We start from the raw sequence: 23,299 nt of genomic DNA, 5'->3' as shown, positions 1-23,299 counted from the left end.
CCTGAATGGTTTAGTTGCGGAAAGGCCAGAGATGGAAAAAACGGCGGATGCGCCGCCACACTTCGGCCAGGCCATGGGGCTCGAAGACGAGGAAACCGATGATGAGCAGGCCAAAAATGACGGTGCGTACAGGCGAGAGGAACACGGTGAGTTCCGCACCCCCGGGCAGCAGGCCCACCACGAGCTTGAGCAGCTCAGGCACCATGGTCATGAACACCGCGCCCAGGATGCCGCCCAGGATGGAGCCCATGCCGCCGACGATGATGGCCGCGAGGAAGAAGATGGACATGAGCAGCGGAAAACTCTCGGGCGTGACCACGCGAAAGAAGTACGCCCACAGCCCGCCCGCCACGCCTGCGTAGAACGAGGACAGGCCAAACGACAGCAGCTTGTAGCGCAGCAGCGGTATGCCCAGCACCTCGGCCGAGATGTCGCGGTCGCGAATCGCGATGAAGGCGCGGCCCACGCGCGTGCGGAACAGGTTGGCCGCGCCCAGCAGCATGAGGAGGGTGACCGGCACGATGAGCCAGTACAGGCGGAACGAGGTGTCGAGCGCCATGCCAAACAGCTTGGCGGGCGGCACGCTCAGGCCGCCGGTGCCGCCGGTGAACTTCCAGTTGGCAAAGATGAAGTGCGCAATGAACGATGCGGCAATGGTGGCAATCGCCAGGTACAGCCCCTTCACGCGCAGCGAAGGAATGCCCACCACGATGCCGCCCAGCATGGCGACAAAGCCACCGGCCAGCAGGTTGAGCACAAAGGGCGTTCCTACTTTGGTTTCCAGCACGGCCACGGTGTAGGCGCCCAGGCCCATGAAGGCGGCCTGCCCCAGGCTGACCAGCCCCGTGTAGCCCGTGAGGATGTTGAGGCCCGTGGCGCTGGCCACATTGATGCTGACCAGGCAGGCCAGGTACAGCCAGTAGTCGCTGGCCATGAACGGGAACAGCACCAGCAGCGTGGCGCCCACGGCCAGCCACACTTTTTGCGTGCGCGAGTCGAACAGCGCCGCGTCGGCGATGTAGGTTTCCTTGAGGGTTCCGATGCGCATCAGAGTCTCTCTATCTCGTGGGTGCCGAACAGGCCATAGGGCCGCACCAGCAACACGGCGACCAGCACGATGAAGGTGGCCAGCAGCTTGTATTCGCCGCCCAGGTAGGCCCCGGCCAGCGCTTCGATCAAACCGATGAGCACGCCCCCGATGAGTGCGCCCAGCACGCTGTCGAGCCCGCCCACGATCACCACCACCAGCACCGACAGGCCGAACACGCCCATGCTGGACGAGATGCCACCAATCGAGCCGACGATGATCCCGGAGACCGCTGCGATCATGGCCGACACCACCCAGGCCAGCGAGAACACACGCGGCACGTTGATGCCTACCGAATACGCGGCCGCTTGGTCGCTGGCCGTGGCGCGCAGGGCCACGCCACCGCGCCAGAAGCGGAACACCACCAGCACCGCCGCGATGAACACGATGGCAATCACCGCACCCCAAAACACCTTGGGCGCGAGGAACGCGTCGCCCACCATGATGGGCTGGCTGGGCATGAAGTCGGGCAGGCGGCGCTGGTCGGCGGTCCAGATCATCTCGACCAGGCCCACGAGCACCGAGGCCAGGCCCACTGTGACCATGAAAACGGAGATGGGTGGCTCGCCCAGCAGCGGGCGGATCATGGTGCGCTCGATCACGGCACCCAGCAGGCCTGTGCCCAGCACGGCCGCCGGAATGGCCAGCCACAGCGGCAGCGCAAACGTGGCGGCAAAGGTGAAGAACAGATAGGCACCGACCATGAGCAGCTCGCCAATGGCGATGTTCACTACGCGCGTGGCCTTGTAAACCATGACGAAGGCCAGCGCAGCGAGGGCGTACAGCCCGCCGCCCGCGATGCCGGTGAGGCTGATCTCAAACAGATAGGCCCAGTCGAAGTTGCCGGTCATGCGGTGGTCACCCCCTGCAGCTTGGCGCGCAGGTCGCCCACATCACCGGCGCCCAGGTAGGCGCGGATGACTTCGGGGTCCGCCTGCACCTGTGCGGGCGTGCCCTGCGCGATGACCTGGCCGAAGTTGAGCACCACCACATGGTCCGACAGGTCCATCACCATGCCCATGTCGTGCTCCACCATGAGCACCGTCACGCCCCACTCTTCGCGCACGTCGAGGATGAAGCGCGCCATGTCTTCGGTCTCTTCGCGGTTCATGCCGGCCACGGGCTCGTCCAGCATCAGGATCTGCGGCTGCATGGCGAGGGCCCGGGCCATCTCCACGCGCTTTTGCAGGCCGTAGGGCAGGGCCGAGACGGGTGCGTGGCGGATGTGGTCGATTTCGAGGAAGTCGATGATGCGTTCTTCGATGTCGCGGCGCAGCTCGGCCTCTTCGCGGCGCGCGCGGCCCAGGTAGAACAGCGCGTCGAGCACGTTGGTTTTGAGGTGCGCGTGGCGGCCCAGCTTGATGTTGTCGAGCACGGTCATGCCCCGAAACAGCGCAATGTTCTGAAAGCTGCGTCCCAGGCCCAGCTTGGCGCGCTGCGGCGCCGGGATGCGCGTGATGTCCTGCCCCTGAAACCGGATGGAGCCCTGGCTGGGCCGGTAAAAGCCCGAGATGGTGTTGAACAGCGAGGTCTTGCCCGCGCCGTTGGGGCCGATGACGGCGGTGATGGAGCCCGGCTGCACATCAAACCCCACACCGGTCAGCGCCTTCACGCCGCCAAACGCCAGGGTCACGCCATCTACCTGGAGCAGGGGGGCGGCGGCAGGGGGGCCGAAAGGGGTTGTCTCCATTGGCTTTCTAATACGGGTTGACTGCAGCTTTTGACAGAAATTTCTCCCGGACCCAGCAGAAATTTCCTACTTGTGCGTAAACTGTTTACTCGTGAGTAGATTCTGGAAGCCGCCACCCCATTCAGCATCCGTACTTTCCCGAGGAATCGCCACCCATGCCCTCTGCCAAAGCGGCATCGTCCCCCCGCAGCGCCCCGCGAGCGGCGCCACGACCTTCGTCAGCAGCGCCGGAGTCTGACCCGGCCAGTGCTTCGCCCTGGGCCCCGGTGTCGCACCGTGAGCGCCAGCGCGAGGCCAAGCGCAACGCTGTGCTACAGGCTGCGGCGCAGCTGTTCAACGAGCGCGGCTTTCACGCCACCTCGCTCGACGACATTGCCGCGCGCCTGAACGTGACCAAGCCCACGCTGTACTACTACGTGAAGAACAAGGACGAGATCCTGTTGCAGTGCGTGAGCAAGGGGCTCACGATGATGCTCGAAGGCATCGACGCCTCGCGCGCGGCTGGCGGCAAGGCCATCGACCAGCTTATGACCTGCATGCAGGTGTATGCGCGCATCGTCACGCAGGACTTCGGCATGTGCCTGATCCGCGTGGGCGACGAGCAGCTGCCGCCCGAGAGCCGCAAGGAGCTGCGCCGCCTCAAGTCCGCCATCGACCAGGAGTTCCGCCGCCTGGTGGCCGAGGGTGTGGCAGAAGGCTCGCTGCAGCCGTGCGACCCGAAGATGACGGCGTTTGTGATTGCGGGGGCGTTGAGCTGGATCGGCCGCTGGTACCAGCCGGGTGGCGAATACACGCCCGAGCAGGTAGCGCAGCAGTGCATTGCGACGCTGTGCGATGGGGTGCTGCGGCGGTCAGAAAAGATCGCGGCATCGGACGCTGCTTCGGCTCCAGCCACCCAACGCAGGGTGGCAGGCGGCAAAGCCAAGGCCCCAGCGCGGTCCGGCGGGGCCTGACAGGCCTTGCTAAACCAGGATTTGAGAAAAATTGGCCTCTGGCGCTTGATAGATAAGCGCTGACAGCTATTTTTTTAATAGCGTTTTGTGGGGTGCCCTTGCGCCGCTGTGTTCCACCTGCCCCGCCGCCAGGTCATCCAGGATCGGGCAGTCCGGCCGGTCGTTGCCCTTGCAGCAGGACACCAGCGTTTGCAGGCTGCGCTGCATGGCCTGCATCGACGCAATGCGTTCGCTCAGGTCTTCGATGTGGGCCTGGGCGATGCGCTTGACCTGGCTGCTGGCGCGGCTGCGGTCGTGCCACAGGTCCAGCAGTTCGGCGATCTCTTCCATCGAGAAGCCCAGGTCGCGGCTGCGCCGGATGAAGTGCAGGGCGTGCACGTCGGCCTCGGTGTACTGGCGGTAGCCGCTGTCGGTGCGCGCCACGCCTTTGACAAGGCCCAGCGATTCGTAGTGCCGCACCATGCGTGCCGAGATGCCCGCGCGCTGGGCAGCGACGCCGATGGGCACGGGCCAGGAGGTGGCGCGGGGCTTCGTAGCGGCCTTGGTGTCGGTGATGCCAGTGCTGCCTTTGCTGCCGTTACTTCCGTTGGCGGCTTGGCCCGCCGTGGTCCGCGTGGAGTGGGGCGTGGTCATGGTGTGGCCCTCGCTGGGTGCATGGTGGCGTGGCACTCAGGCCGCGACGGTGTAGCCTTCTTCGGCAATGGCGGCAGCCAGGGCCTCACGGGGTGCCGTGCTGTCCACATCCACCTTGCCGCTGGCACGGTCGATGCGCACCTGGGCGTCGGGGTCGATCTGCTGCACGGCCTGGGTGACGGCGCGTTCGCAGTGGCCGCAGGTCATGCCTTGAACTTGGAAAGTCGTGGTGGTTGTCATGGGGTGTCCTCGGGTTGGTTTTCAAGAGGGCCGTTGAAGCGACCGAAGCGAATGTTGAAGCTTGACATCGTGGCAGAGTCAAACCACGTTCAAGACACTCATGATGTGAGGGTTGATCAATATCAATGCTTGACCTTGCCATCACATCAAGGATCACCATCCTCGCCATGAACACTCCAACTCTCGATTCCTCTGAGGCCGTCCATTCGCTGGACCTCGGCATCTCCGGCATGACCTGCGCAAGCTGTGTGGGCCGCGTGGAGCGTGCGCTGCGCAAGGTGCCGGGCGTGCAGGAGGCTTCGGTCAACCTGGCCACTGAGTCCGCGCGGATTGCCTTCGCCACCAGCGTGGGTGCCGATGCGGCTGCGGTGGAGGCGCTGCTGCGCCGCGCGGTGCGCAACGCGGGCTACGAGCCGCGTGCCGCAGGGCAAGACGATGTGCCCGAAGACCTGTCACCCTGGGCCGGCTTCATGCCCGTGGGCATCGGCCTGCTGCTGTCGGCGCCGCTGGTGCTGCCGATGGTCGGTGACCTGTTCGGCCAGCACTGGATGCTGCCCGCCTGGGTGCAGTTCGTGCTGGCCACGCCGGTGCAGTTCATCCTGGGGGCGCGCTTTTACAAGGCGGGCTGGCATGCGGCCAAGGCGCTGTCGGGCAACATGGATTTGCTGGTGGCGCTGGGCACGAGTGCGGGCTGGGGCCTGTCGATGTGGCTGTGGCTCACGGCCCATGAAGGACATGCACCGCATTTGTACTTTGAAGCGTCGGCCGTGGTCGTCACGCTGGTGCTGCTGGGCAAGTGGCTGGAGGCGCGCGCCAAGCGCCAGACCACGGCGGCCATCCGTGCGCTGCACGCGCTGCGGCCGGATGTGGTGCATTTGCTGTCCAAGCAGGGCGAGGTGGATGTGCCGGTGGCCGAGGTGCTGGTGGGCGACCGGCTGGTGGTGCGGCCAGGTGAGCGTTTTCCGGTGGACGGCACGGTGCACGAGGGCCACACGCAGGTGGACGAATCCATGCTGACGGGCGAGCCCCTGCCGGTGGCGCGCGATGTGGGCGCGGCGCTGACGGGTGGCTCGATCAATGGTGATGGCCGCATCGTGATGGCCGTGACGGCCGTGGGGGCCGAGACGGTGCTGGCCCAGATCATCCGACTGGTGGAAGACGCGCAGGCGGCCAAGGCGCCCATCCAGCGGCTGGTGGACCAGGTGTCTGCCGTGTTTGTGCCCGTGGTGCTGGTGGTTGCCTTGGCCACGCTGCTGGGGTGGCTGTGGATGGGGGTGGGCGTGGAGGCCGCGTTGATCCACGCCGTGGCGGTGATGGTGATTGCCTGCCCGTGTGCGCTGGGCCTGGCCACGCCAGCGGCCATCATGGCGGGCACGGGGGTGGCGGCCAAGAACGGCATTTTGATCAAGGACGCGCAGGCGCTGGAGCTGGCGCACAAGGTGGATGTGGTGGCCTTTGACAAGACGGGCACGCTGACCGTGGGGCAACCCCGGCTGACGGCGTTTGAGGTGGTGCCCGGCCTGGACGAGGCTGCCGTGATGGCGGCGGTGGCGGCCGTGCAAAGCGGCAGCGAACACCCGCTGGCGCGTGCCGTGGTGGCTGCTTCGGGCGAGCGGCAGATCCGCGTGGCGACAGCACAGGATGTGCGCGCCGTGCCTGGGCGCGGCACTGAGGGTGAGGTGGACGGCCAGAGCTACTTGGTGGGCAGCTTGCGCTGGATGCAGGAGCTGGGGGTGGCTCTGGGCCCGTTGTCAGACCGTGCGGATGCTTTGCAGCGCGGAGGCGCCACGGTATCGGCGGTGGCCCAGCGGGTCACAGAAGGGTTGGCATTGCGTGCGGTCATGGCCTTTGGCGACGAACCCAAGCCCGGCGCGCGCGAGGCGCTGGCGGCGCTCAAGGCACGCGGCATCCGCACCGTGATGATCTCGGGCGACAACCGGGGCGCGGCCGAGGCCATGGCCCGGCGCCTGGGGTTGGACCCCGGCGCGGGCGAGGTGATGGCCGAGGTCTTGCCGGGGGACAAGGCGGCCAAGGTGGTGGCGCTGCAACAGGGCAGCGACGGCAGGCACCATCATGTCGCGATGGTGGGCGACGGCGTTAACGATGCCCCTGCGCTGGCCGCAGCGGATGTGGGCATGGCGATGGGGAACGGGACGGATGTGGCCATGCATGCGGCGGGCATCGCGCTGATGCGCGGCGACCCGATGCTGGTGGCAGCCGCGCTGGACATCTCGCACCGTACGGTGATGAAAATCCGCCAGAACCTGTTCTGGGCGTTTGCGTACAACGTGGCCGGCATCCCGCTGGCGGCGCTGGGCTACCTGAGCCCGGTGGTGGCGGGGGCAGCGATGGCGCTGAGTTCGGTCAGCGTGATGGCGAATGCCCTCTTACTCAAGCGGTGGCGCATGTGATAAATAGGTATGGCGCGGTCATCGATGTCTGGCAAACTGCAACGATTTGTTGCGAATCTGTGGCCCCGGGGGATGGGCGGCGGACGCATTGGCATACCCATATCAAGGACGACAGATCATGAATCTCTTCTCGCTCATGCGGCAGTTCACCATACGTTTGCGCATGCTGGGGGCCATCGGCGTGGTGCTGGGCCTGCTGGGACTGCTGGGGGGGGCGGGCATGCTGGGCATGTTCCGCATCCACGCGATGAGCGAGGACTTCACCAACAACTCCTTCGCCAAGGTGGGCTACATGGCGGAGTTGCGCGGCGAGATGGGGGCCATCCGCCAGTTCGAGAAGGACATGATCATCGGCTACGAAAAGCCGGAGGCCGTAAAGGCCTCGCACGCCAAATGGCTGGAAAGCCAGGACAAGGCCAAGAAGATTGCGGCCAAGTTTCTGGAGGGCGATGAGGATGCCGACAACGTCGTGGTGCGCAACATTGTGAAGCGCCTGGACAGCTACCGCGAACTGTTCGCCCATGTGGCCCGCCAGCTGGAGGCCAGTGGCTACGACACGGCCACCATCGCCAACCGCATGAGCGGCAAGGCCGTGGCCGAATTCGACCAGGCCGACAAGCTGGTGGGAGAACTCGATGCCGTGTTGCGCGCCGATGTCGCCAAGGCCGTGGAGCAGCAGGGCCAGGTATCCAACGAGACGAAATGGCTGTTTGTGCTGGCCGTGCTGATCACCGTGCTGGTGGTGGTGCCCACCACGCTGATGAACATGAACTCGATCTGCCGCCCCCTGGAAGACGCACGCAAGATGGCGCAGGCCATTGCGGGGGGTGACCTCTCGCAGCACATTGCTGCCGAGGGCAAGGACGAAGTGGCCGACCTGCAGCGTGCGCTGCGCGACATGCAGCAGGGCCTGGGAGCATTGGTGGCGCAAGTGCGCGATGCCAGCGGCAACATCGCCACGGCCAGCCAGGAGATCGCCACCGGCAACCAGGACCTGTCGCAGCGCACCGAGCAGACGGCCAGCAATGCCCAGGAGGCCGTGTCTTCGCTGTCGCAGCTCACCGCCACGGTGCAGCAGACAGCGTCGTCGTCGCAGATGGCCAACCAGCTGGCGGCGTCGGCCTCCAGCACCGCCACGCGCGGTGGTTCGGTGGTGGAGCAGGCTGTGGCCAGCATGCACGAGATCTCTGCGTCGAGCCGCAAGATCGGCGACATCATCGGCCTGATCGACTCGATCGCCTTCCAGACCAACATCCTGGCGCTGAACGCTGCCGTGGAAGCCGCGCGGGCAGGTGAGCAGGGCCGGGGCTTTGCCGTGGTGGCCAGCGAAGTGCGCAGCCTGGCCCAGCGATCGGCGGCTGCGGCCAGTGACATCAAGGGCCTGATCCAGAGCAGCGTGACGGCGGTGGACGGCGGTGTGCGCCATGTGGAAGACGCGGGCACGGCGATGAAGGACATCGTGAGCAGCGTGCAGCGCGTGGGCGACATCATTGGCGAGATCACGGCGGCTGCGTCCGAGCAGTCGGCTGGCATTGGCCAGGTGAACCAGTCGGTGGGCGAAATCGACCGCATGACCCAGCAGAATGCGGCGCTGGTGGAAGAGTCCGCCGCCGCTGCCGAGTCGCTGCGGGAACAGGCGGCGCGGCTGTCGCAGGTGGTGCAGCAGTTCCGCCTGGCGGAGGCCATGGGGCATGGCCACCCTGCCCACCGCAGCAGCAGCGTGGCGGCGCCTTATGCAGAGTCCCAGGCGCTGGCTTCCCCCGCGCAGGCGCGGCTGGCGCGCTGATCTGGCAACGTTGAGCGCCCCTTTGCTCGCCTTTGCGCGGGCCGGCATCGAAGGCCCTGCAGTGTTGGCTTGCAGGGCCTTTTGCGTTCAGAACGCAGACCAGCTCTTCGCATGCGGGTGTGCTCGCAGGGCCCTGGGCACTGCAGGGCGCTGCGTGCAGGTCGCTGTCCATTTATTGACCTGCGTCATGGGCGTGCATGGCGCCGCGTGGCACCCTCGGGCTGTGTCTAACCTGGGGAGTGCGCCATGCCGTCGATCAGCCTGCGGACCATTCGCGAAGAGCATGCATCGCTTGCGGCCGTGCTTCATTCCTTGCGCCTGATGCTCGACCAGGGCCCGGGCGATGAGCCTGCCGCGTTCTTTGACGTGATGCGGGCCATGCTGTTCTATATCGACGAGTTTCCCGAGCGGCAGCACCACCCCAAGGAATCGCAATGGCTGTTCCCCAGGGTGGCCGAGCGTGCACCCCAGGCCGCCGAGGCCATTGCGCAGCTGGAGCGTGACCACGAAGGCGGCGAGGCGGCAGTGCGCGAGCTGCAGCACCTTCTGTTGGGCTGGGAGCTGATGGGCGATGCACGCCGCGAGGTTTTTGCCGAGGCGCTGCAGCGCTATGTGCGCTTTTACCTGGACCATATGCGCGTGGAAGAAACCGTGGTGCTGCCTGCGGCACAGGAGTGTCTGCAGCCCGGCGACTGGGCGGCCATCGATGCGGCCTTTGCCAGCAACACCAACCCCCTGGCGCCCGGCAAGCCACGTGATGCGGCGTATGACCGCCTGTTCACCCGGATCGTGATGCGGGCGCCCAGCCCTATTGGACTTGGAAGCCCCTCCTGAGTCGTCTGCGGCGCCCTCCCTCTCAAGGGGACTTCGCCAGCGCACGCCAGCGAAGCGCCGCCCGTGCGGCTCGGCGGCCCCTTGCGGGGCGGCCGCTGGCAGAGCGCTACGCCAGTTGCCGGGGGCGGGGATGACCGCGTCGCAATGCGCGAATCATTTCATGCAGTCAGTGCGGGATAGTCCGTATACCCCTCGGCACCACCACCGTAGAGCGTGGCGCGGTTCACTTCGTTGAGCGGTGCGTTGGCTTGCAGGCGCGTCACCAGGTCGGGGTTGGCGATGAAGGGGCGGCCAAAGGCCACGATGTCGGCGCCGTGGGCCAGGGCTGTGTCAGCCAGCTCGCGGGTGTAGGCGTTGTTGACCATCCATGCACCCTGGCCACCGGCTGCACGGTATGCCGTTTTGAGTGCGACGTAGTCAAATGGACGGCCTTCCACCTCGCGCGGGCCGCCGGTGGCGCCTTCGATGATGTGCACATAAGCCAGGCCCAACGGACCCAGCTGGCGCACCACGTAGTCAAACAGCGGCTGGGGGTCCGCGTCCACGATGTCGTTGGCGGGCGTGACGGGGGACAGGCGGATGCCCGTGCGGCCACCGCCGATTTCCTCGACGATGGCGCGTGTCACTTCCAACAGCAGGCGGGCGCGGTTTTCGATGCTGCCGCCGTAGTCGTCGGTGCGCTGGTTGGCACCGGTCTTGAGGAACTGGTCGATCAGGTAACCGTTGGCCGCATGGATCTCGACGCCATCAAAGCCTGATGCAATCGCATTGCGGGCGGCATGGCGGTAGTCCTGCACGATGCCGGGGATTTCCTCGGCCTTGAGCGCGCGGGGCTCGGAGGTTTCTGTGAAGGTGGGCACGCCTTCTTTGATCAGCACCGTCTTGGTGTGCGCGCGGATGGCCGAAGGTGCCACCGGGTGGGCATTGCCCGGCTGCAGGTCGGTGTGCGACACACGGCCCACATGCCATAGCTGCACCACGATCTTGCCGCCCGCCGCATGCACGGCGTGGGTCACTTTTTTCCAGCCGTCGAGCTGCTCGGTGCCGTACAGGCCGGGCACGTCGGCATAGCCTTGGGCCTGGGGGCTGATGGCCGTGGCCTCGGAGATGATCAGCCCGGCGCTGGCGCGCTGCGCATAGTAGGTGGCGACCAGATCGGTGGGGATCGCCTCGGGCGAGCGGTTGCGCGTCAGCGGCGCCATGGCAACGCGGTTGGCCAGTTGGAGGTCGCCCGCGCGGATGGGGTCAAACAAAGAGGTCATGGGGCAGGTCCTGAAAAGGTTCGTGCGGAAAAGCAACCTTGCAGCTTAATGCTGCAGCGCAAAACGTGCAGCACACTGGCGTCAACAAGGGTTCCGGTTTTGTGTTAGCTAGCCCATGGCCTAGTGTGGTGTTGAGCCCCTTGCGTGAAAATGGGCCGCTATGTCCGCGCCACTGCCTTTGGCCTTCTCCTTTGCATCACCGTGGCGCAGCCTGTGGCTGGCGGTGGCTTTGTCGATGGGTGCCGCCCTGTCGCTGGGCATCACGCGGTTTGCCTATGCCTTGCTGCTGCCCCCCATGCGCGAAGACCTGGGCTGGTCCTACACGCTGGCGGGGGCCATGAACACGGTGAATGCCCTGGGCTATCTGCTGGGCGCGTTGGCCACTCCCTGGCTCTTGCGGCGCCTGGCCCCGGCTGCCGTGCTGATGGTGGGTGCGGTGATGGCCACGGTGTTCATGGGCTTGAGCGGATTCTTCACGCAGGCGGCGCCGCTGATGGTGCAACGCTTGTTGGCGGGTGGGGCCAGTGCCCTGGTGTTCATTGCGGGGGGCCTGCTGGCGGCGCGGCTGGGGGCCCAGGCGCCGGGACGCAGCGGCTTGTTGCTGGGCCTGTACTACGGCGGCACTGGTTGGGGCATCAGCCTGTCGGCCCTGCTGGTGCCTGCGGTGTTGGCAGTGGCCGCCGCGCCGCACAGTTGGACCTGGGCGTGGTGGGCGTTGGCGCTGGCCTGCGTGGGGGCCACGGCGGCATTGCTGTGGCCCGCGCGGGTGTTGAGCGGTTTGGCAGCGCCCGTGGCCGGCGGAGCCGGGGCAACATCCGCAGCCGCATTGCCCGAGCGGGTGCGCTGGCGGGCACTGGCCCCCGCGTTGCTGGGCTATGGCCTGTTTGGCGTGGGCTACATCGGCTACATGACCTTTGTGGTGGCCCTGTTGCGTGATCAGGGCCGGGGTGCGGGCGAGGTGACACTGTTTTATGCCTTGCTCGGGCTGGCCGTGGTGGTGTCATCGCGCGTCTGGGCCGGGCTGCTGGACCGCAGCCATGGTGGCGAGGCGCTGGTGCGGCTGAATGCGCTGCTGGGTGTGGCCACCATCCTGCCTGCGCTGACGGGGGCCTGGCCGGTGGTGCTGGCCTCGGGCCTGTTGTTTGGTGGGGTGTTTTTGTCGGTGGTGGCGTCTACCACGGCCCTGGTGCGGCATAACCTGCCGCAGGCGCTGTGGGCCAGCGGTATCAGCGCCTTCACCATCGTCTTCGCGGCCGGCCAGATCGTCGGGCCCACGGTGGTCGGCTGGATCGCCGACGGCTCCGGCGGCCTGGCGCGCGGGCTGGTGTTCTCGGCCTGCGCGCTGTGGGTGGGGGCGCTGGTAGCTTCGCGCCAGCGCCCGCTCTAGCGTTACTTCAGCAAACCTTCGGCTTTCATCGCCGCTTGCACGGCAGGACGTGCGCCCACGCGATCCCGGTAAGCCGCCAGATTTGCCAGGCCGGAGATGTCCAGGTTGGTCGGTTTCGTCCAGCTGGTCACGGTGAACAAATAGCCATCGGCCACGGTGAATTGATCACCCATCAGGTACTGCTTGCCCGCTAGCTGGCTGTCCACCCACTGCAGCCGATCCAGCAGCTTTTCGCGGGCCATGGCTTTGTACTCCTCGGGTGTGGCCGGGTTGAACAGCGGGCTGAAGCCGCGGTGCAGCTCCATGCCGGTGAAGGTCAGCCACTCTTGCAGGCGGTAGCGCTGCAGCGTGCCGTTTTGCGGCGCGAGCATTTTCTGAGGCACCTGGTCGGCGATGTACTGCACGATGGCCGGGCCCTCGCGCAGGCGGGTGCCGTCGTCCAGTTCCAGCATGGGCACGTAGCCCAGTGGGTTGATGCCGTAGTAGTCGGTGCCGTCTTGCAGCTTGTGGCTCTTGGTGCTGGCCAGCACCGGCGTGAAGGCGAGGCCTGCTTCGTGCAGGGCGATGTGCGGGGACAGAGAACAGGCGCCGGGCGAGTAGTACAGCTTCATGGAGGATCCTTCGGGAGTAGTCAGGAGGCACCGATCCTATGCCTTGGGCGCATTCGCTGCTGGCAGATTCTTTTTTCCCCGTGGGAGGGCCTTAGCTGTCGTACCCCGGCGCCTCGCGCTGCACCTTGCGCAGCAGCGCTGGCCAGGCAAACGCACCGCCCAACCCACCGGTCTGCACGCGCATGGCCTGCGCCACGCCGCTCACGATCTGTGGGTTCACGGAGGTCAGTTCACCACCGGTCTGGGCGTCGATCTGGATGCGGCAGGTGTTCTCGAAGGTGTACATCGACAGGAACGCGTCGGCAATGGTCTTGCCCACGGTGAGCAGGCCGTGGTTGCGCAGCATGAGGAAGTTGGCCTCGCCCAGGTCGGCCTGCAGGCGCGGCTTTTCCTCGTCGCGAAAGGCTACGCCCTCGTATTCGTGGTACGCCAGCGAGCCCAGCACGAAGGTGCTCTGCTGGCTGATGGGAAGCACGCCGCCCTTTTGCGCGCTGACGGCCACACCGGCGCGGGTGTGGATGTGCAACACGCAGCCCGCATCGGGCCGCGCCTCGTGCACGGCGCTGTGGATGACGAAGCCCGCGGGGTTCACGGGAAAGGGCGATTCGTGCAGCTTGTTGCACAACATGTCCACCTTGATCAGGCTCGACGCCGTGATCTCTTCGAACATCAGGCCGTAGGGGTTGATGAGGAACTGGTGCTCCGGGCCCGAGACTGACTCGGGCAGCTTGGCGCTGATGTGGGTGAAGACCAGGTCGCTCCAGCCATAGAGCGCAACGAGCCGGTAGCAGGCGGCCAGGTCGCAGCGCAGCTGCCATTCTTCGGGGCTGACGCTTTCTTGCAGGGAAGGAATGTTGAGCATGGTGGTGTCTCCGGTTTTTGTAGGGGTGGGAGACGCCACTGTAGGGCGGTGTTGCGCCAGGGTCTGTCAGGCAGGCTACACCTGAGGCACTTCGGGGCCGCTTGGCGGCCCTGTGGCCCAGGAGCAGCCAAGCACGGGTCTGGCCGTGACGTGGAACGGCGGTGCCGGGTCCCTGCTGGCGCAGGGACCCGGCAACCCGGCCTTGTCGGGCAGCAGGCGTAGGCGTGTCTGGGCCGCCTATACGCCCGGTGCCGGTGCGTCAGTACCGCTGCCGCTGCCGAAGTTGCCGCCGTCCCAGCCAGCCCAATCCCAGCGCAGCGAGGGCCAGCATCCAGGGGTCGTTGACCGGAATCGTGGCAGTGGCCGCGACGCTGATGTTCAGCGTGATGACTGAGGACAGGCCGTTGGCATCCGTGACCCGGATGACCAGGATGTAGTTGCCCAGGGTGGTGGGTGTGCCGGTCAGCATGCCGCTGGCGCTGAGTGACATGCCCGGTGGCAAGGCGCCCGAGTTGATGACAAAGGTGTAGGGGCCTGTTCCTCCCGTCACCTGGATCTGTCCGCTGTACGGCGTGTTGACGACGAGTCCGGGTGGCGGGGTGATGACCAGCGCACTGGTCACGGCGCCCGTGCCTGTCAGGTCCAGCTCGCGGCCCAGGAAGTCGGACACTGTGATGGTGAAGCTGTAGGCCGCCGCGGTGGTGGGGGTGCCCGTGAGGGCGCCGCCAGCCGACAGGCTCAGGCCGGCAGGTAGCATGCCGGTGCTGACCAGGAACTGGTACGGCGCCACACCATTGCTGCCCACGAAGGTCACGCTGTAGGGCACGCCCTGCACCGGGACGGGAATGGTGGAGGGCGTGACGTTGATGCTCTGGGCTGCGGCTGCAGCACTCCACAACAGCAGGCCGACGGTCCCTGCTCCCGTAAGGAGGTACCGGCACCAGGTGGCTGCAGCCCGCGCTGCGCGGGCCATCATCGAGCGCCTCCGCGATTGCGTTCAAGCTGCCGTTCCAGGGCCGAGAGGCGTTCCGCCAGGGCCAGGAGTTCCTCATCCTTGGCGGCCAGCTTCTGGTGCAAGGCCTGGACCGTGGCGGCCGCAAGGCCTGCGACATCGCTGGGCGCAAGCGTCTGCGGGCTTGCTCCCACCTTGAAGCGGTGGTGCACATCCTCGGCCATGGGCCCCAGATGCAGGCTGGCGTTGAGGTCGCTCAGATAGCGCCAGGCATACAACGGCAGGTTCAACACTTCGCCGAGGACGGTGTGGACCGGGGCGGGGCTGATGTCGTGTTTGAGCGTACGGCTGGAGCCCTGGCTGAGCGTGCCGGCCACCACCAGGCCGCCGCCTGCCTGCATCGACAGTGCATTGCTGCCACTGCCGCTGGGCGCCAGGCTGAATGCCGAGCCTGTGGCGTGCTGGGTCCAGTACGCAGTGCCCGTGCCATGCGCAAGCCGCGCAGCGATGGCGCCGTTGTTCTGCAGCTCCATCTGCACGCGCGCGGCAGAGGCAGCGGTCGTCGTGTTGTCGACCAGCAAGGTGCCGGAGCCGTCGGCGCGCCGGAGGTTCAGCGATGCCTGGGGGCGCGGAGTCCCCATGCCGACGTTGCCATTGCCGGCAATGTCGAGGCTGGAATGTGGGGCCCCGGGGCGGATGCGCAGGGGCAGGCGCGAGCCGCCCGTGACGTCGCGCACGAAGAAATTGGCCTCGTTGCCGGCAATGTCCCAGGTCTGGGCCGTGAAGCCGCTGACGTTGCTCTGCTCTTGCCGCAACCCCGGCGTGTCGTTGGACACCACATGCAGGTCCAGCACGGGCACGGCCGTGCGGATGCCCACGCGCCCCTGCGGGTCTACGTAGAGGCTGTTGGCCGGTGCGCCGGCCTGCCAGCGCGCGGGGAACTTGGCGCCCGTGACATCTTCGATGCTCACGTAGCTGGCCCCGCCGCTGGCGCTGTCATTGGCGACCAGGGTCCACCGGTTGTTGGGAAACGGTGCAATCCGGGTGTCCCAGAAACCGATGCGGGTGTTGTTCTCCTTCAGCCGCAGGGTGTCGTCGCCAAAACCCTCGCCGTTGACGCAGTCGAATCCCGTGCAGACGCTGCCCTGGACGATGTGGTCGTCGGCGACCACCTGGTCCTTGGTGGCCAGGCGCGTGCGGGCGCTGGCCTGTGCTGCGGACCGGGTGGTGGGCACACCGGTGGTGGTGCTGTCGTCCGCCGCACCGACCTCGCCCCGGGGCGGCACAGCCGGTGGCAGCACGAAGGTGCCGCCCGCCACGGTCACGTTGCCGCTGAACATGGCTCCGCCGGGGCCTGCGGGTGCGGTGGGGGCCAGGGCCGCAGTGGCGTCGTCGTGCCGGACGGCGCTGGTGGTGGGGGCGAGCGTCAGCTCGTAGGTGTAGCGCCCGTCAGGCAGGGGGGTGTCCTGCAGCGAGAACACCAGCGGGCTGCGCAGCACGATGTCTTGCCGTGGCGCCTCGCCGTCGCGCGCGATGCGCAGCACAGCGCGACCATGGGGCGCGGCGGGGGTCCACTCCAGCCGTTGGGCCAGGAGGCGGGCGGTGATTGCGGCAGCAGCGGGCCCGTCGCCCGGTTGTTGTGCCTGCACGCTCTGGCACAGCAGCGACGCTGCGAGCGCGGTAGCCATCAGCAGGGCCGCGGCGCGGGGCTGCTGCCGGCACTGCAGGGGGGTGTGGTGGTAGGGCATGGCTGGCAACCCCCTTAGCGCGCAGGCTTGGCGGGGGTCGCCATCTGCGCTTCGAGCAGGGAGATGCGGGCCCTGATTGCTGTGATGTCTGCTTCGCGCTCGGTCACCTTGCGAGCGAGTTCCTGCACGGCCCCCAGGGTCACGCCAGCGAGGTCGCCGGGAGCGAGGCTCTTGTCGTCCTGGCCGAGCTGGAAGATCTTGCGAAAGTCCTCGGCCATGGGGCCAACGTGGCGTTCCTGCGTGGGGCTGGACTTGTAGCGCCAGTGGTAGAGCGGCAGGCTCAGCACTTTTTCCAGCAAGGTGGTGCCATTGACGGGCTCGATGCCCGTCTTGAGTGTGCGGCTGGAGCCGGTGCTCAGCGTGCCGGTGATTGCCAGGTTGCCGTTCGCCGCCAGCGTGAACTGCGGTGTGCCTGCGCCCTGCGTGGCCAGGGTGAGGGCCGTGCCGGCGGTCATGTCCCAGCCGGTGGCCGAGGCCGTGGTGAAGCGCAGCGTGGCGGGGCCGTTGTTGGCCAGGTTCAGCAGGGTGCGCTGGGCGGCTGTGCCGTTGGTCTCTTGCACCAGGACCTGGGCGGTGCCGTCGTTGCGCATGACATGCAGTGCGGCGGTCGGCGATGCGATGCCCAGGCCGACATTGCCCGACGCAGCAATGTCCAGGCTGCTGGTGGGTGCTCCAGGGCGGATGCGCAGCGGCAGACGCGATCCGCCGGTGAGGTCGCGCACAAAGAAGTTGGCCTCGTTGGAGGCGATGTCCCAGGTCTGCGCCGCGAAGCCGCCCGCCGAGGACTGCTCCAGGCGGACCCCTGGCGTGTCGCCCGTCAGGGCGTGCACGTCCAGCACGGGCGTGGCGGTGCGCAGGCCCAGGTCGCCGCCGGAGCTGACGTAGAGGCTGTTGGTGGGGGCCCCAGCACTGACGGTGAAGACCTGGTTGCCGGAGGTCGCGTCCTCGATGGCGAGGTAGGAGGCGCCGCCCGAGACGGTGTCGTTGGCCTTGATCCGCCAGTCGTTGCTGGGAAAGGCACCGACGCTCGTGTCCTGGAAGTGGATGATGGGATTGGCTCCCTTCAGCCGCACCGTGTCAAAACCGAAGGACTCGTTGTTGACGCAGTCGAGGCCCGCGCACACGCTGCCCTGCACGATCAGGTCGTCGGCGACGACCTGATCCTTGGTGGAGAACGTGGTGGCCGCCGACTTGGTGCGCGGTGCGGGCGCGCTGGACTCGGAGCCGCCCACCACGAGCTGGCCCTGGGCCACGACAAAGGAGCCGGACACGATGCGCTGGTGCATGGTGGCCTGGGCCTGTGCGGGATCCATGACGAGCGGAGGATCCAGGCTCAGCTCATAGAAATAGCGCCCGTCGGCCAGGCCCGCCCGCTGGGGCTCCAGCACGATCGGGGCGCGTGGGAACGCCAGGTCGGTGGTGGTGCCGTCAGGGCTTGCCAGTCGCAATTTGCCCGTCCCGTGGGGGGTGTTGGCGGTCCAGATGATGCGCTCGGGCTGGCGCGTCGTGGTGATGGACGCAACGGGAGCTTGGGCGGCGCACGTGGCGCCGACGAGGCTCGCCATCAGGGCCATCGCGGTTCGGTGCAGGAAGTTCATGGCGGTGGTCTCACAAGCGGTGGAAGCGCACGGGAACGTTGGCAAGGCATCTTTGCGACGCCAGTTACCCATGGAAACACTTGAGTTTGAGTGACCTGGACTGTCGAGTCAATCCGGAATTGCGCAAGGGAGAGGGGTTGGGGCCCTACCGCTCCCGAGCGCCAAGGGGCGGTAGGCCGCACGCCGGCCCCTGTGCCGCGTCGGGAGTGTCAGCCCGCCTCTGGAATCGGCGCGCGCATCCCGGCGTTCACCAGGTTCCACGCGTTGATCACGGCGACGGCAAAGCTCAGCTCGGAGATTTCCGTCTCGTTGAACACCGCTTGCAGCTTTGCGAATTCCTCATCGCTCGCATCGCTGTGGGGTGTGGCGGTGATGATTTCGGCCCAGCGGAAGGCGGCGCGTTCACGCTCGCCGAAGAAAGGCGCCTCACGCCAGCCGGCCACGGCGTTCAGGTGGCGCGGGTCCATGCCATCCTTGACCAGGTAGCTCCAGTGCATGTCCATGCAGTACGCGCAGCCGTTGATCTGCGAAACGCGCAGAAACACCAGCTCGGCCAGGTGGGCGCCCAGCGGGCCTTTCTTGATGGTTTCCGACAGGCTCACCAAGCCCATGAAGGCCTTGGAAGACAGCTTGTGATAGGGCAGGCGGGCGGTGTGTTGGGACATGGAAAGCTCCTGAAGGGGTAGAAAGAAAACAAGGGGTCTGGAAGAAGGCGCAGCGAACTGGCTGTTGCCGCCTTCCATACCCTTCAAGACGTTGCGCTGTGCGCGTTTGTGACAGGTAGGCTTCTTGCTGGTCGAAACGTTGTCGTGAGGCCGTAGGGGCTCCAGCTAACATTGATCGTCATAGGGGGCGTTGGCGATGATAAAAGTTGGATTCGAAGTGGATGCTGGTGATTGGCACGGACACTCCAGCGAAACGCTATGGGCCAGCCACACCGATGCGTCCGATGAATTCGTGCTTGAGAACGCCCCTTTTTTTGTTCGCGGTGTTTCGTATGGCGACCGCGTGGCCACTCAACTTCGTGGCGGTGCTCGCATGTTCCAGCATGTCGTCGCGCGCAGCGGACACTCCACCTACCGTGTCATTCCTCAGCGTGTGGACGGTGTGCTTGTCCCTATGGAAGTCACGTTGGAGTTTCTCAAGACAGAAGGGTGCAGATTCGAGTCAGGCCAAATCGGCAACATGCCGTTTGTGGTGATTGATGTTCCAAAAGACTCCTCTGCGGACCGTTGCTACCGTGCATTGAAAGCCGCTGACGATGCTCAGCTGCTGCATTTCGAGGTTGCGCATGACGGCCATCCTCCACCCGAAGACGACCTGAGCGCAGAAGAGTGATGTATCTGCCGATCCGTGTTGGCCATCACAGCACGGTCGGCACCCCCACCAGCTTGTCCGGGTTGCGTACCGCATAGATGGCCACGATGCGCTCGCCATCCGTCACGAATGCCTGGGCCGATTCGAGTTGGCCATCCACATAGCGCAGCAGGCCGGGCTCGCCATTGATGAGCGCCATTCGGTAGACCACCAGCGCCCCCAGGCGGCGGAACTGCGCCCAGTACAGGTTGGCGATGCGGAACGGCCCCACCAGCGGCTTGGGGAACGATGGCACCTTGCCGCCGCCGTCGCCAATCAGCTGCGCGTCTTCGCTGAGCAGCGCCTCGATGGCGTTGCGGTCGCCGCTTTGGGCGGCCAGCATGAAGCGCTGCAGCAGCTGGTGGTGCACGGCCTGCGGCACCTCGAAGCGCGTGCGAGCCTGCTGCACGCGCTCGCTGGCGCGGTGCACCATCTGGCGGCAGCTGGCCTCGCTCTTGCCCAGCTGCGCGGCGATTTCGGGGTAGTCGTAGTCGAACACCTGGCGCAGCAAAAACGCCGCACGCTCTTCCGGCCCCAGGCGCTCCAGCACGTACATAAATGCCACCGACAGCTCCCCCGCCAGTTCGGCGGCCGATTCGGGGGTGTTGTGGTGCAGCGCATCGCCGGTGGTGTTGTCATGCAGCTCCACCAGTGGTTCGGGCAGCCACCAGCCCACATAGGCCTCGCGCTCGGCCTTCAGGGCCCGCAGCCGGTCAATGGCCAGCCGCGTGACCACCGTCACCAGCCAGGCCTCGGCCGACTGCAGCACGGCCACATCCTGGCGGCTCCAGCGCAGCCAGGCGTCCTGCAGCACATCCTCGGCATCGGCGCGCACGCCGAGCATGCGGTAGGCAATGCCGAAAAGGCGGGGGCGCAGGGTGGTGAACGGGTCGGTGGTGGCGGTGGATGCGGGCTGTGTGGTCATGGTGGCGTGCGTGAGAGGCCTGTCGGTCTTTTACAGACGTTGGAGGTCGCTGTCTTGTGACAAGGTCCCCACAGTCGCTTTTGTTTTGATAGCTGCCAGCGCTTTCTGTATAAGCGCTAGAAGCACTTTTGACCTGAAATGGAAAGGATGCAGAGATGGCAGCTTTGTACGCAACCCGGAGCGCGCAAGCAACCCCGCGCGTGGGCCGGATCGGGAACGGCGCGAGGGCGGCGGCGGCAACGCTCTTGTTTGCGCTGGTGCCCTGGGCGACCCCAGCCCAGGCCCAATCGCAAACACCGCTATCCGCCGCTGGTGTTGCCCCGCCGCTGGAAAACCGCTGCGGCTGGTTTCACAACCCCACCCCCAACAACGCCACCCTGACCGACCGTGATGGCGAGTGGGTGGTCTCCACCCAGGGCGGAGATAGTGCCGAAGGCGACTGGCCCGTGTTCACCGACGCGCAGTGGAAGAAAACCAATGGCCACTATGGCTACGGGTGTGCGTGCATGAAGGTGGTCGTGGACCGCAGCGACGGGCGGGTGCTGCGCATTGCGTCGGCGGCCGCGAAGCCGTTGAAGGCGTGCCGGGAGGACCGGGCGCTGCCGAAGCCTTGAAGAAGGAAGGGAGTGGCAGTTGGCGGTGGGTGTGGCATTGCCATCAAGCCAAATTCCAGGCCAAAAAACACGGTCCTTCCACGTGGATCTTCTTGTTGCGGTGGCTATAGTGAGGCCGCGCCCACCAACCACCCCAGTTATGAGCATTCATCTGCGAATCGCGCGCCCCGTGCTGAATCTTTGCCACACTGTCGCCCAGTACAAGCAAGGCCTGGGCTTTGAAGAACTCGCCCACTTTGCGGACCACGATGGCTTCGATGGAACCATGCTGGGCCTTCGCGACGCGGATTTCCACTTTGAGTTCACCGTCTGCCGCCGGCACCCAGTGACGCCGCAGCCAACGACCGAAGATCTGTTTGTCTTCTATGTTCCCGATCATCAGGCGTGGACGGAACGTTGCCAGGCGATGCGTGGCGCTGGCTTTAAGGAGGTCGAATCGTTCAATCCGTACTGGAGCCAGCAGGGCTGCACGTTTGAGGATGGGGACGGGTACCGGGTGGTGATTCAGCGCGCTGCGTGGAATCCTCCGCTCGCCCGTCACCGGTAGCTTCACCATGCGTCTGTTCCTCGTATCTCTGAGCCTTGCACTGTTGGCGCTCTCCCTGGCTGGCTACTGTTTCGTGCAGATCCCGCTCATCAAACACCCCACCGCAGCGGTGATTTCAGATTTGGAAGATCGATTTTTGGTGGACCGTTCCCGGCTGAGCCCGCCGGAAGCCGAGCGTCTTGACGCTCATTTGCGGGTTCTTCGCTTCAACACTCGAGCTTTGAACACCGCACACACAAACCTTTGGGGCGCTGGAGTGCTTGGTTTTCTGGGTTTGGGGGTTGCGAATCTGGTGGTGGCCGGTGTCGCATACAAAAAGCACAAACCACAAAAGGCCAGCGGCGCCAACTGAGGCACCTCCCTTGCGCTGGTCTGTGCAAAAGTTCACAGTGCTGGTTTTCGATTTCCCAACCCCAAGGAGCCCCCTATGGCCCACGCCCTGAACTGGTTCGAGATCCCCGTGACCGACTTTGCCCGCGCCAAGACCTTCTACGAGACGGTGTTGGGCATCACCATCGCACCCATGGCCATGGGGCCGACCACGATGGGGATGTTGTCCTCCGACCCCGCCGCCGTGGGCGGTGCCCTCGTGCAGGCTGAGGGCAGCCTACCCTCGCAGAACGGGACGATGGTGTATCTCAATGGCGGAGACGACCTGGCCCCGATGCTGGGGCGCGTGGAGCCGGCGGGTGGGGCGGTGGTGGTGCCGAAGACGGAAATTGGCAACGACTTCGGCTTCTTTGCCCATTTTGTGGACACCGAGGGCAACAAGGTCGGGCTTCACTCGATGAAGTAGCGGGCACCCGGCCAGACGGAAAGGGGACCGGCTACGCCACCGGTTCGCCAACACTCTCCGGCTGGGTCAGCCGCTCCAGCCGCGTCAGATACGCCAGTGCCTGATCGTTGCTCGCACCGCACATCTCCACCGACGGCATCAACCCTCCGCACACCGCTGGTCGCTCGGGCTGCCCAAAAATGCGGCAGCGCGCATCGTCCCCCAGTTGAATACACCGCACCCCCGCAGGCTTGCCCTGTGGCATGCCCGGTATGGGTGAGCTGATGGAGGGGGCGGTGCAGCAGGCGCCGCAGCCGGGGCGGCAGTTCATGGATGGTTGCTATTGTTTGTATAGCTGCTAGCGCTTATCGGTAAAGCGCTAGAGGCTATTTTGACTCAAATTTTGGCGCTCACTGGCCTGCGGTAGCATCGCCGTGCAGCCGGCTGGATGCCCACAGCACCTGGTCCACCACAGCGCGCACGCGGTCGCGGTGGGCGGGCTGGATGAGGGCGCCGCTGTCGTCAAACGCGCTGCCGGCCGAGCCCAGCGCAAACGCCTTGGGTGCGAGCCAGCATTCGGCGTTGATGAGCAGCGGGGCCAGGTGGCTTTGTGAGCGCAGGCCGCCCAGGGCGCCGGGCGAGGCGCTGAGCATGCCCACCACCTTGCCGCGAAAGCTCTTGCCGCCGTCTTGCCAGTCAGGGTCGCCTTTGACGGGGCTGGAGGCCCAGTCGATGGTGTTCTTGAGCAGGGCGGTGTAGCTGCCGTTGTATTCGGGCGAGCAGATCACCCAGGCGGGGTGTTGCCACAAAATTTCCTTGAGCCGGATCACGTCGGCCGGTGTGCCCTGGGCTTCGAGATCTGCGTTGTACAGCGGGATGTCGAAATCCGAAAGCTCCAGCAGCGTGACGGTGGCACCCGCATCGCGTGCGATGGCGGCGGTGGCGTGGGCCAGTTTGCGGTTGAAGGATTGCTGGCGCGTGCTGCCGGCAAAGATGAGGAGGGAGGAGGGGGAGGTGGTCTGGGGCAT

25 protein-coding genes are annotated in these 23,299 nt (G+C 66.1%); 10 read left to right on the top strand and 15 right to left on the bottom strand.

All coding sequences use genetic code 11. From position 1 onward, the window contains the following. Nucleotides 1–10 precede the first annotated feature (10 nt). Genes ASE39_RS11240 through ASE39_RS11230 form a run of 3 tightly spaced genes read right to left on the bottom strand, consistent with a single transcriptional unit; the run spans nucleotide 11 to nucleotide 2,777 of the window. Complete coding sequence (locus tag ASE39_RS11240; protein ID WP_057271178.1) at nucleotides 11–1,048, bottom strand: branched-chain amino acid ABC transporter permease; 1,038 nt, start codon at nucleotides 1,046–1,048, stop codon at nucleotides 11–13. Further along, the gene (locus ASE39_RS11235) at nucleotides 1,048–1,938 is read right to left on the bottom strand and encodes a branched-chain amino acid ABC transporter permease (RefSeq protein WP_057271177.1); all 891 of its coding nucleotides are present in this window, start codon (nucleotides 1,936–1,938) and stop codon (nucleotides 1,048–1,050) included. The genes ASE39_RS11240 and ASE39_RS11235 overlap by 1 nt, the downstream gene beginning before the upstream one ends. Continuing rightward, nucleotides 1,935–2,777, bottom strand: coding sequence for an ABC transporter ATP-binding protein (locus ASE39_RS11230; RefSeq protein ID WP_057271176.1), 843 nt, complete (start codon nucleotides 2,775–2,777; stop codon nucleotides 1,935–1,937). Before ASE39_RS11230 ends, ASE39_RS11235 begins: the two co-directional genes overlap by 4 nt. A 155-nt stretch (nucleotides 2,778–2,932) precedes the next feature. Between ASE39_RS11230 and ASE39_RS11225 the strand changes: the two genes are divergently transcribed. Then, on the top strand, nucleotides 2,933–3,730 hold the full coding sequence (locus ASE39_RS11225; protein WP_057271175.1) for a TetR/AcrR family transcriptional regulator: 798 nt from the start codon (nucleotides 2,933–2,935) through the stop codon (nucleotides 3,728–3,730). A 66-nt stretch (nucleotides 3,731–3,796) separates the two neighbouring features. Here the strand turns inward: ASE39_RS11225 and cueR are convergent, their stop codons facing one another. Both cueR and ASE39_RS11215 read right to left on the bottom strand, forming a co-directional pair. Further along, nucleotides 3,797–4,363, bottom strand: a complete 567-nt coding sequence (gene cueR / locus ASE39_RS11220) for a Cu(I)-responsive transcriptional regulator (protein ID WP_348981576.1) — start codon at nucleotides 4,361–4,363, stop codon at nucleotides 3,797–3,799. Between the two features lie 36 nt (nucleotides 4,364–4,399). Beyond that, complete coding sequence (locus ASE39_RS11215; protein WP_029414201.1) at nucleotides 4,400–4,603, bottom strand: cation transporter; 204 nt, start codon at nucleotides 4,601–4,603, stop codon at nucleotides 4,400–4,402. Between the two features lie 167 nt (nucleotides 4,604–4,770). Between ASE39_RS11215 and ASE39_RS11210 the strand changes: the two genes are divergently transcribed. The 3 genes from ASE39_RS11210 (at nucleotide 4,771) to ASE39_RS11200 (ending at nucleotide 9,634) form a co-directional block, all read left to right on the top strand. Then, complete coding sequence (locus ASE39_RS11210; protein WP_057271174.1) at nucleotides 4,771–7,014, top strand: heavy metal translocating P-type ATPase; 2,244 nt, start codon at nucleotides 4,771–4,773, stop codon at nucleotides 7,012–7,014. 118 nt (nucleotides 7,015–7,132) lie between these two features. Beyond that, a complete protein-coding gene (locus ASE39_RS11205) occupies nucleotides 7,133–8,800 on the top strand; it encodes a methyl-accepting chemotaxis protein (protein WP_010465065.1) in 1,668 nt (555 codons plus the stop codon). A 246-nt stretch (nucleotides 8,801–9,046) separates the two neighbouring features. Then, a complete protein-coding gene (locus ASE39_RS11200; RefSeq protein WP_057227855.1) occupies nucleotides 9,047–9,634 on the top strand; it encodes a hemerythrin domain-containing protein in 588 nt (195 codons plus the stop codon). 158 nt (nucleotides 9,635–9,792) lie between these two features. Here the strand turns inward: ASE39_RS11200 and ASE39_RS11195 are convergent, their stop codons facing one another. Further along, a complete protein-coding gene (locus tag ASE39_RS11195; protein WP_057227857.1) occupies nucleotides 9,793–10,896 on the bottom strand; it encodes an alkene reductase in 1,104 nt (367 codons plus the stop codon). 160 nt (nucleotides 10,897–11,056) lie between these two features. Here ASE39_RS11195 and ASE39_RS11190 point away from each other — a divergent pair, with 160 nt between their 5' ends. Continuing rightward, nucleotides 11,057–12,283, top strand: coding sequence for a YbfB/YjiJ family MFS transporter (locus tag ASE39_RS11190; RefSeq protein WP_057271173.1), 1,227 nt, complete (start codon nucleotides 11,057–11,059; stop codon nucleotides 12,281–12,283). Between the two features lie 2 nt (nucleotides 12,284–12,285). Here the strand turns inward: ASE39_RS11190 and gstA are convergent, their stop codons facing one another. The 6 genes from gstA to ASE39_RS11160 all read right to left on the bottom strand — a co-directional run bounded on the left by gstA (nucleotide 12,286) and on the right by ASE39_RS11160 (nucleotide 18,719). Beyond that, nucleotides 12,286–12,894 (bottom strand): glutathione transferase GstA, encoded by a 609-nt coding sequence (gene gstA / locus ASE39_RS11185; RefSeq protein WP_010465072.1) that lies wholly within the window; start codon nucleotides 12,892–12,894, stop codon nucleotides 12,286–12,288. 91 nt (nucleotides 12,895–12,985) lie between these two features. Then, nucleotides 12,986–13,756: a class II aldolase/adducin family protein gene (locus tag ASE39_RS11180; RefSeq protein WP_057271172.1), complete on the bottom strand. Its 771-nt coding sequence runs from the start codon at nucleotides 13,754–13,756 to the stop codon at nucleotides 12,986–12,988. Between the two features lie 259 nt (nucleotides 13,757–14,015). Continuing rightward, complete coding sequence (locus tag ASE39_RS11175; protein WP_057271171.1) at nucleotides 14,016–14,732, bottom strand: Ig domain-containing protein; 717 nt, start codon at nucleotides 14,730–14,732, stop codon at nucleotides 14,016–14,018. Continuing rightward, entirely contained in the window at nucleotides 14,729–16,456 is a 1,728-nt protein-coding gene (locus ASE39_RS11170; protein ID WP_057271170.1) for a tail fiber domain-containing protein, read from the bottom strand. The genes ASE39_RS11175 and ASE39_RS11170 overlap by 4 nt, the downstream gene beginning before the upstream one ends. A gap of 14 nt (nucleotides 16,457–16,470) precedes the next feature. Beyond that, nucleotides 16,471–18,054 carry a tail fiber domain-containing protein gene (locus ASE39_RS11165; protein WP_057271169.1) on the bottom strand — a complete coding sequence of 528 codons (1,584 nt, stop codon included), beginning with the start codon at nucleotides 18,052–18,054 and terminating at the stop codon, nucleotides 16,471–16,473. A 209-nt stretch (nucleotides 18,055–18,263) separates the two neighbouring features. Beyond that, nucleotides 18,264–18,719 carry a carboxymuconolactone decarboxylase family protein gene (locus tag ASE39_RS11160; protein WP_057271168.1) on the bottom strand — a complete coding sequence of 152 codons (456 nt, stop codon included), beginning with the start codon at nucleotides 18,717–18,719 and terminating at the stop codon, nucleotides 18,264–18,266. A gap of 196 nt (nucleotides 18,720–18,915) precedes the next feature. On the opposite strand from ASE39_RS11160, the gene ASE39_RS11155 reads away from it, so the two are divergent. Then, nucleotides 18,916–19,392: a DUF4265 domain-containing protein gene (locus ASE39_RS11155; protein ID WP_057271167.1), complete on the top strand. Its 477-nt coding sequence runs from the start codon at nucleotides 18,916–18,918 to the stop codon at nucleotides 19,390–19,392. 25 nt (nucleotides 19,393–19,417) lie between these two features. Here the strand turns inward: ASE39_RS11155 and ASE39_RS11150 are convergent, their stop codons facing one another. Continuing rightward, the gene (locus ASE39_RS11150; protein WP_057271166.1) at nucleotides 19,418–20,335 is read right to left on the bottom strand and encodes an RNA polymerase sigma-70 factor; all 918 of its coding nucleotides are present in this window, start codon (nucleotides 20,333–20,335) and stop codon (nucleotides 19,418–19,420) included. A gap of 155 nt (nucleotides 20,336–20,490) precedes the next feature. Here ASE39_RS11150 and ASE39_RS11145 point away from each other — a divergent pair, with 155 nt between their 5' ends. From ASE39_RS11145 to ASE39_RS11135, 4 genes are all read left to right on the top strand, one after another. Further along, nucleotides 20,491–20,949, top strand: coding sequence for a DUF4087 domain-containing protein (locus ASE39_RS11145; protein ID WP_082615397.1), 459 nt, complete (start codon nucleotides 20,491–20,493; stop codon nucleotides 20,947–20,949). Between the two features lie 139 nt (nucleotides 20,950–21,088). After that, the gene (locus ASE39_RS27350) at nucleotides 21,089–21,496 is read left to right on the top strand and encodes a VOC family protein (protein ID WP_057271165.1); all 408 of its coding nucleotides are present in this window, start codon (nucleotides 21,089–21,091) and stop codon (nucleotides 21,494–21,496) included. Nucleotides 21,497–21,503: 7 nt separating this feature from the next. After that, on the top strand, nucleotides 21,504–21,848 hold the full coding sequence (locus tag ASE39_RS26375; protein WP_140426749.1) for a hypothetical protein: 345 nt from the start codon (nucleotides 21,504–21,506) through the stop codon (nucleotides 21,846–21,848). Between the two features lie 75 nt (nucleotides 21,849–21,923). Next, the gene (locus ASE39_RS11135; RefSeq protein ID WP_057271164.1) at nucleotides 21,924–22,292 is read left to right on the top strand and encodes a VOC family protein; all 369 of its coding nucleotides are present in this window, start codon (nucleotides 21,924–21,926) and stop codon (nucleotides 22,290–22,292) included. Between the two features lie 31 nt (nucleotides 22,293–22,323). On the opposite strand, the gene ASE39_RS11130 is transcribed toward ASE39_RS11135, so the two are convergent. After that, nucleotides 22,324–22,602, bottom strand: a complete 279-nt coding sequence (locus ASE39_RS11130; RefSeq protein ID WP_035197512.1) for a YkgJ family cysteine cluster protein — start codon at nucleotides 22,600–22,602, stop codon at nucleotides 22,324–22,326. A gap of 79 nt (nucleotides 22,603–22,681) precedes the next feature. After that, the gene (locus tag ASE39_RS11125; protein ID WP_057271163.1) at nucleotides 22,682–23,299 is read right to left on the bottom strand and encodes an NAD(P)H-dependent oxidoreductase; all 618 of its coding nucleotides are present in this window, start codon (nucleotides 23,297–23,299) and stop codon (nucleotides 22,682–22,684) included.

The organism is Acidovorax sp. Root267, assembly GCF_001429215.1.
Taxonomy (GTDB): Bacteria; Pseudomonadota; Gammaproteobacteria; order Burkholderiales; family Burkholderiaceae_C; genus Acidovorax; species Acidovorax radicis.
This window is presented reverse-complemented; position numbering and strand designations above follow the sequence as displayed.

Excerpts from the sequence above, each read along its gene's own strand:
- ASE39_RS11240 (WP_057271178.1), bottom strand. The coding sequence starts at position 1,048 with ATGCGCATCGGAACCCTCAAGGAAACCTACATCGCCGACGCGGCGCTG.
- ASE39_RS11235 (WP_057271177.1), bottom strand. The coding sequence starts at position 1,938 with ATGACCGGCAACTTCGACTGGGCCTATCTGTTTGAGATCAGCCTCACC.
- ASE39_RS11230 (WP_057271176.1), bottom strand. The coding sequence starts at position 2,777 with ATGGAGACAACCCCTTTCGGCCCCCCTGCCGCCGCCCCCCTGCTCCAG.
- ASE39_RS11225 (WP_057271175.1), top strand. The coding sequence starts at position 2,933 with ATGCCCTCTGCCAAAGCGGCATCGTCCCCCCGCAGCGCCCCGCGAGCG.
- cueR (WP_348981576.1), bottom strand. The coding sequence starts at position 4,363 with ATGACCACGCCCCACTCCACGCGGACCACGGCGGGCCAAGCCGCCAAC.
- ASE39_RS11215 (WP_029414201.1), bottom strand. The coding sequence starts at position 4,603 with ATGACAACCACCACGACTTTCCAAGTTCAAGGCATGACCTGCGGCCAC.
- ASE39_RS11210 (WP_057271174.1), top strand. The coding sequence starts at position 4,771 with ATGAACACTCCAACTCTCGATTCCTCTGAGGCCGTCCATTCGCTGGAC.
- ASE39_RS11205 (WP_010465065.1), top strand. The coding sequence starts at position 7,133 with ATGAATCTCTTCTCGCTCATGCGGCAGTTCACCATACGTTTGCGCATG.
- ASE39_RS11200 (WP_057227855.1), top strand. The coding sequence starts at position 9,047 with ATGCCGTCGATCAGCCTGCGGACCATTCGCGAAGAGCATGCATCGCTT.
- ASE39_RS11195 (WP_057227857.1), bottom strand. The coding sequence starts at position 10,896 with ATGACCTCTTTGTTTGACCCCATCCGCGCGGGCGACCTCCAACTGGCC.
- ASE39_RS11190 (WP_057271173.1), top strand. The coding sequence starts at position 11,057 with ATGTCCGCGCCACTGCCTTTGGCCTTCTCCTTTGCATCACCGTGGCGC.
- gstA (WP_010465072.1), bottom strand. The coding sequence starts at position 12,894 with ATGAAGCTGTACTACTCGCCCGGCGCCTGTTCTCTGTCCCCGCACATC.
- ASE39_RS11180 (WP_057271172.1), bottom strand. The coding sequence starts at position 13,756 with ATGCTCAACATTCCTTCCCTGCAAGAAAGCGTCAGCCCCGAAGAATGG.
- ASE39_RS11175 (WP_057271171.1), bottom strand. The coding sequence starts at position 14,732 with ATGATGGCCCGCGCAGCGCGGGCTGCAGCCACCTGGTGCCGGTACCTC.
- ASE39_RS11170 (WP_057271170.1), bottom strand. The coding sequence starts at position 16,456 with ATGCCCTACCACCACACCCCCCTGCAGTGCCGGCAGCAGCCCCGCGCC.
- ASE39_RS11165 (WP_057271169.1), bottom strand. The coding sequence starts at position 18,054 with ATGAACTTCCTGCACCGAACCGCGATGGCCCTGATGGCGAGCCTCGTC.
- ASE39_RS11160 (WP_057271168.1), bottom strand. The coding sequence starts at position 18,719 with ATGTCCCAACACACCGCCCGCCTGCCCTATCACAAGCTGTCTTCCAAG.
- ASE39_RS11155 (WP_057271167.1), top strand. The coding sequence starts at position 18,916 with ATGATAAAAGTTGGATTCGAAGTGGATGCTGGTGATTGGCACGGACAC.
- ASE39_RS11150 (WP_057271166.1), bottom strand. The coding sequence starts at position 20,335 with ATGACCACACAGCCCGCATCCACCGCCACCACCGACCCGTTCACCACC.
- ASE39_RS11145 (WP_082615397.1), top strand. The coding sequence starts at position 20,491 with ATGGCAGCTTTGTACGCAACCCGGAGCGCGCAAGCAACCCCGCGCGTG.
- ASE39_RS27350 (WP_057271165.1), top strand. The coding sequence starts at position 21,089 with ATGAGCATTCATCTGCGAATCGCGCGCCCCGTGCTGAATCTTTGCCAC.
- ASE39_RS26375 (WP_140426749.1), top strand. The coding sequence starts at position 21,504 with ATGCGTCTGTTCCTCGTATCTCTGAGCCTTGCACTGTTGGCGCTCTCC.
- ASE39_RS11135 (WP_057271164.1), top strand. The coding sequence starts at position 21,924 with ATGGCCCACGCCCTGAACTGGTTCGAGATCCCCGTGACCGACTTTGCC.
- ASE39_RS11130 (WP_035197512.1), bottom strand. The coding sequence starts at position 22,602 with ATGAACTGCCGCCCCGGCTGCGGCGCCTGCTGCACCGCCCCCTCCATC.
- ASE39_RS11125 (WP_057271163.1), bottom strand. The coding sequence starts at position 23,299 with ATGCCCCAGACCACCTCCCCCTCCTCCCTCCTCATCTTTGCCGGCAGC.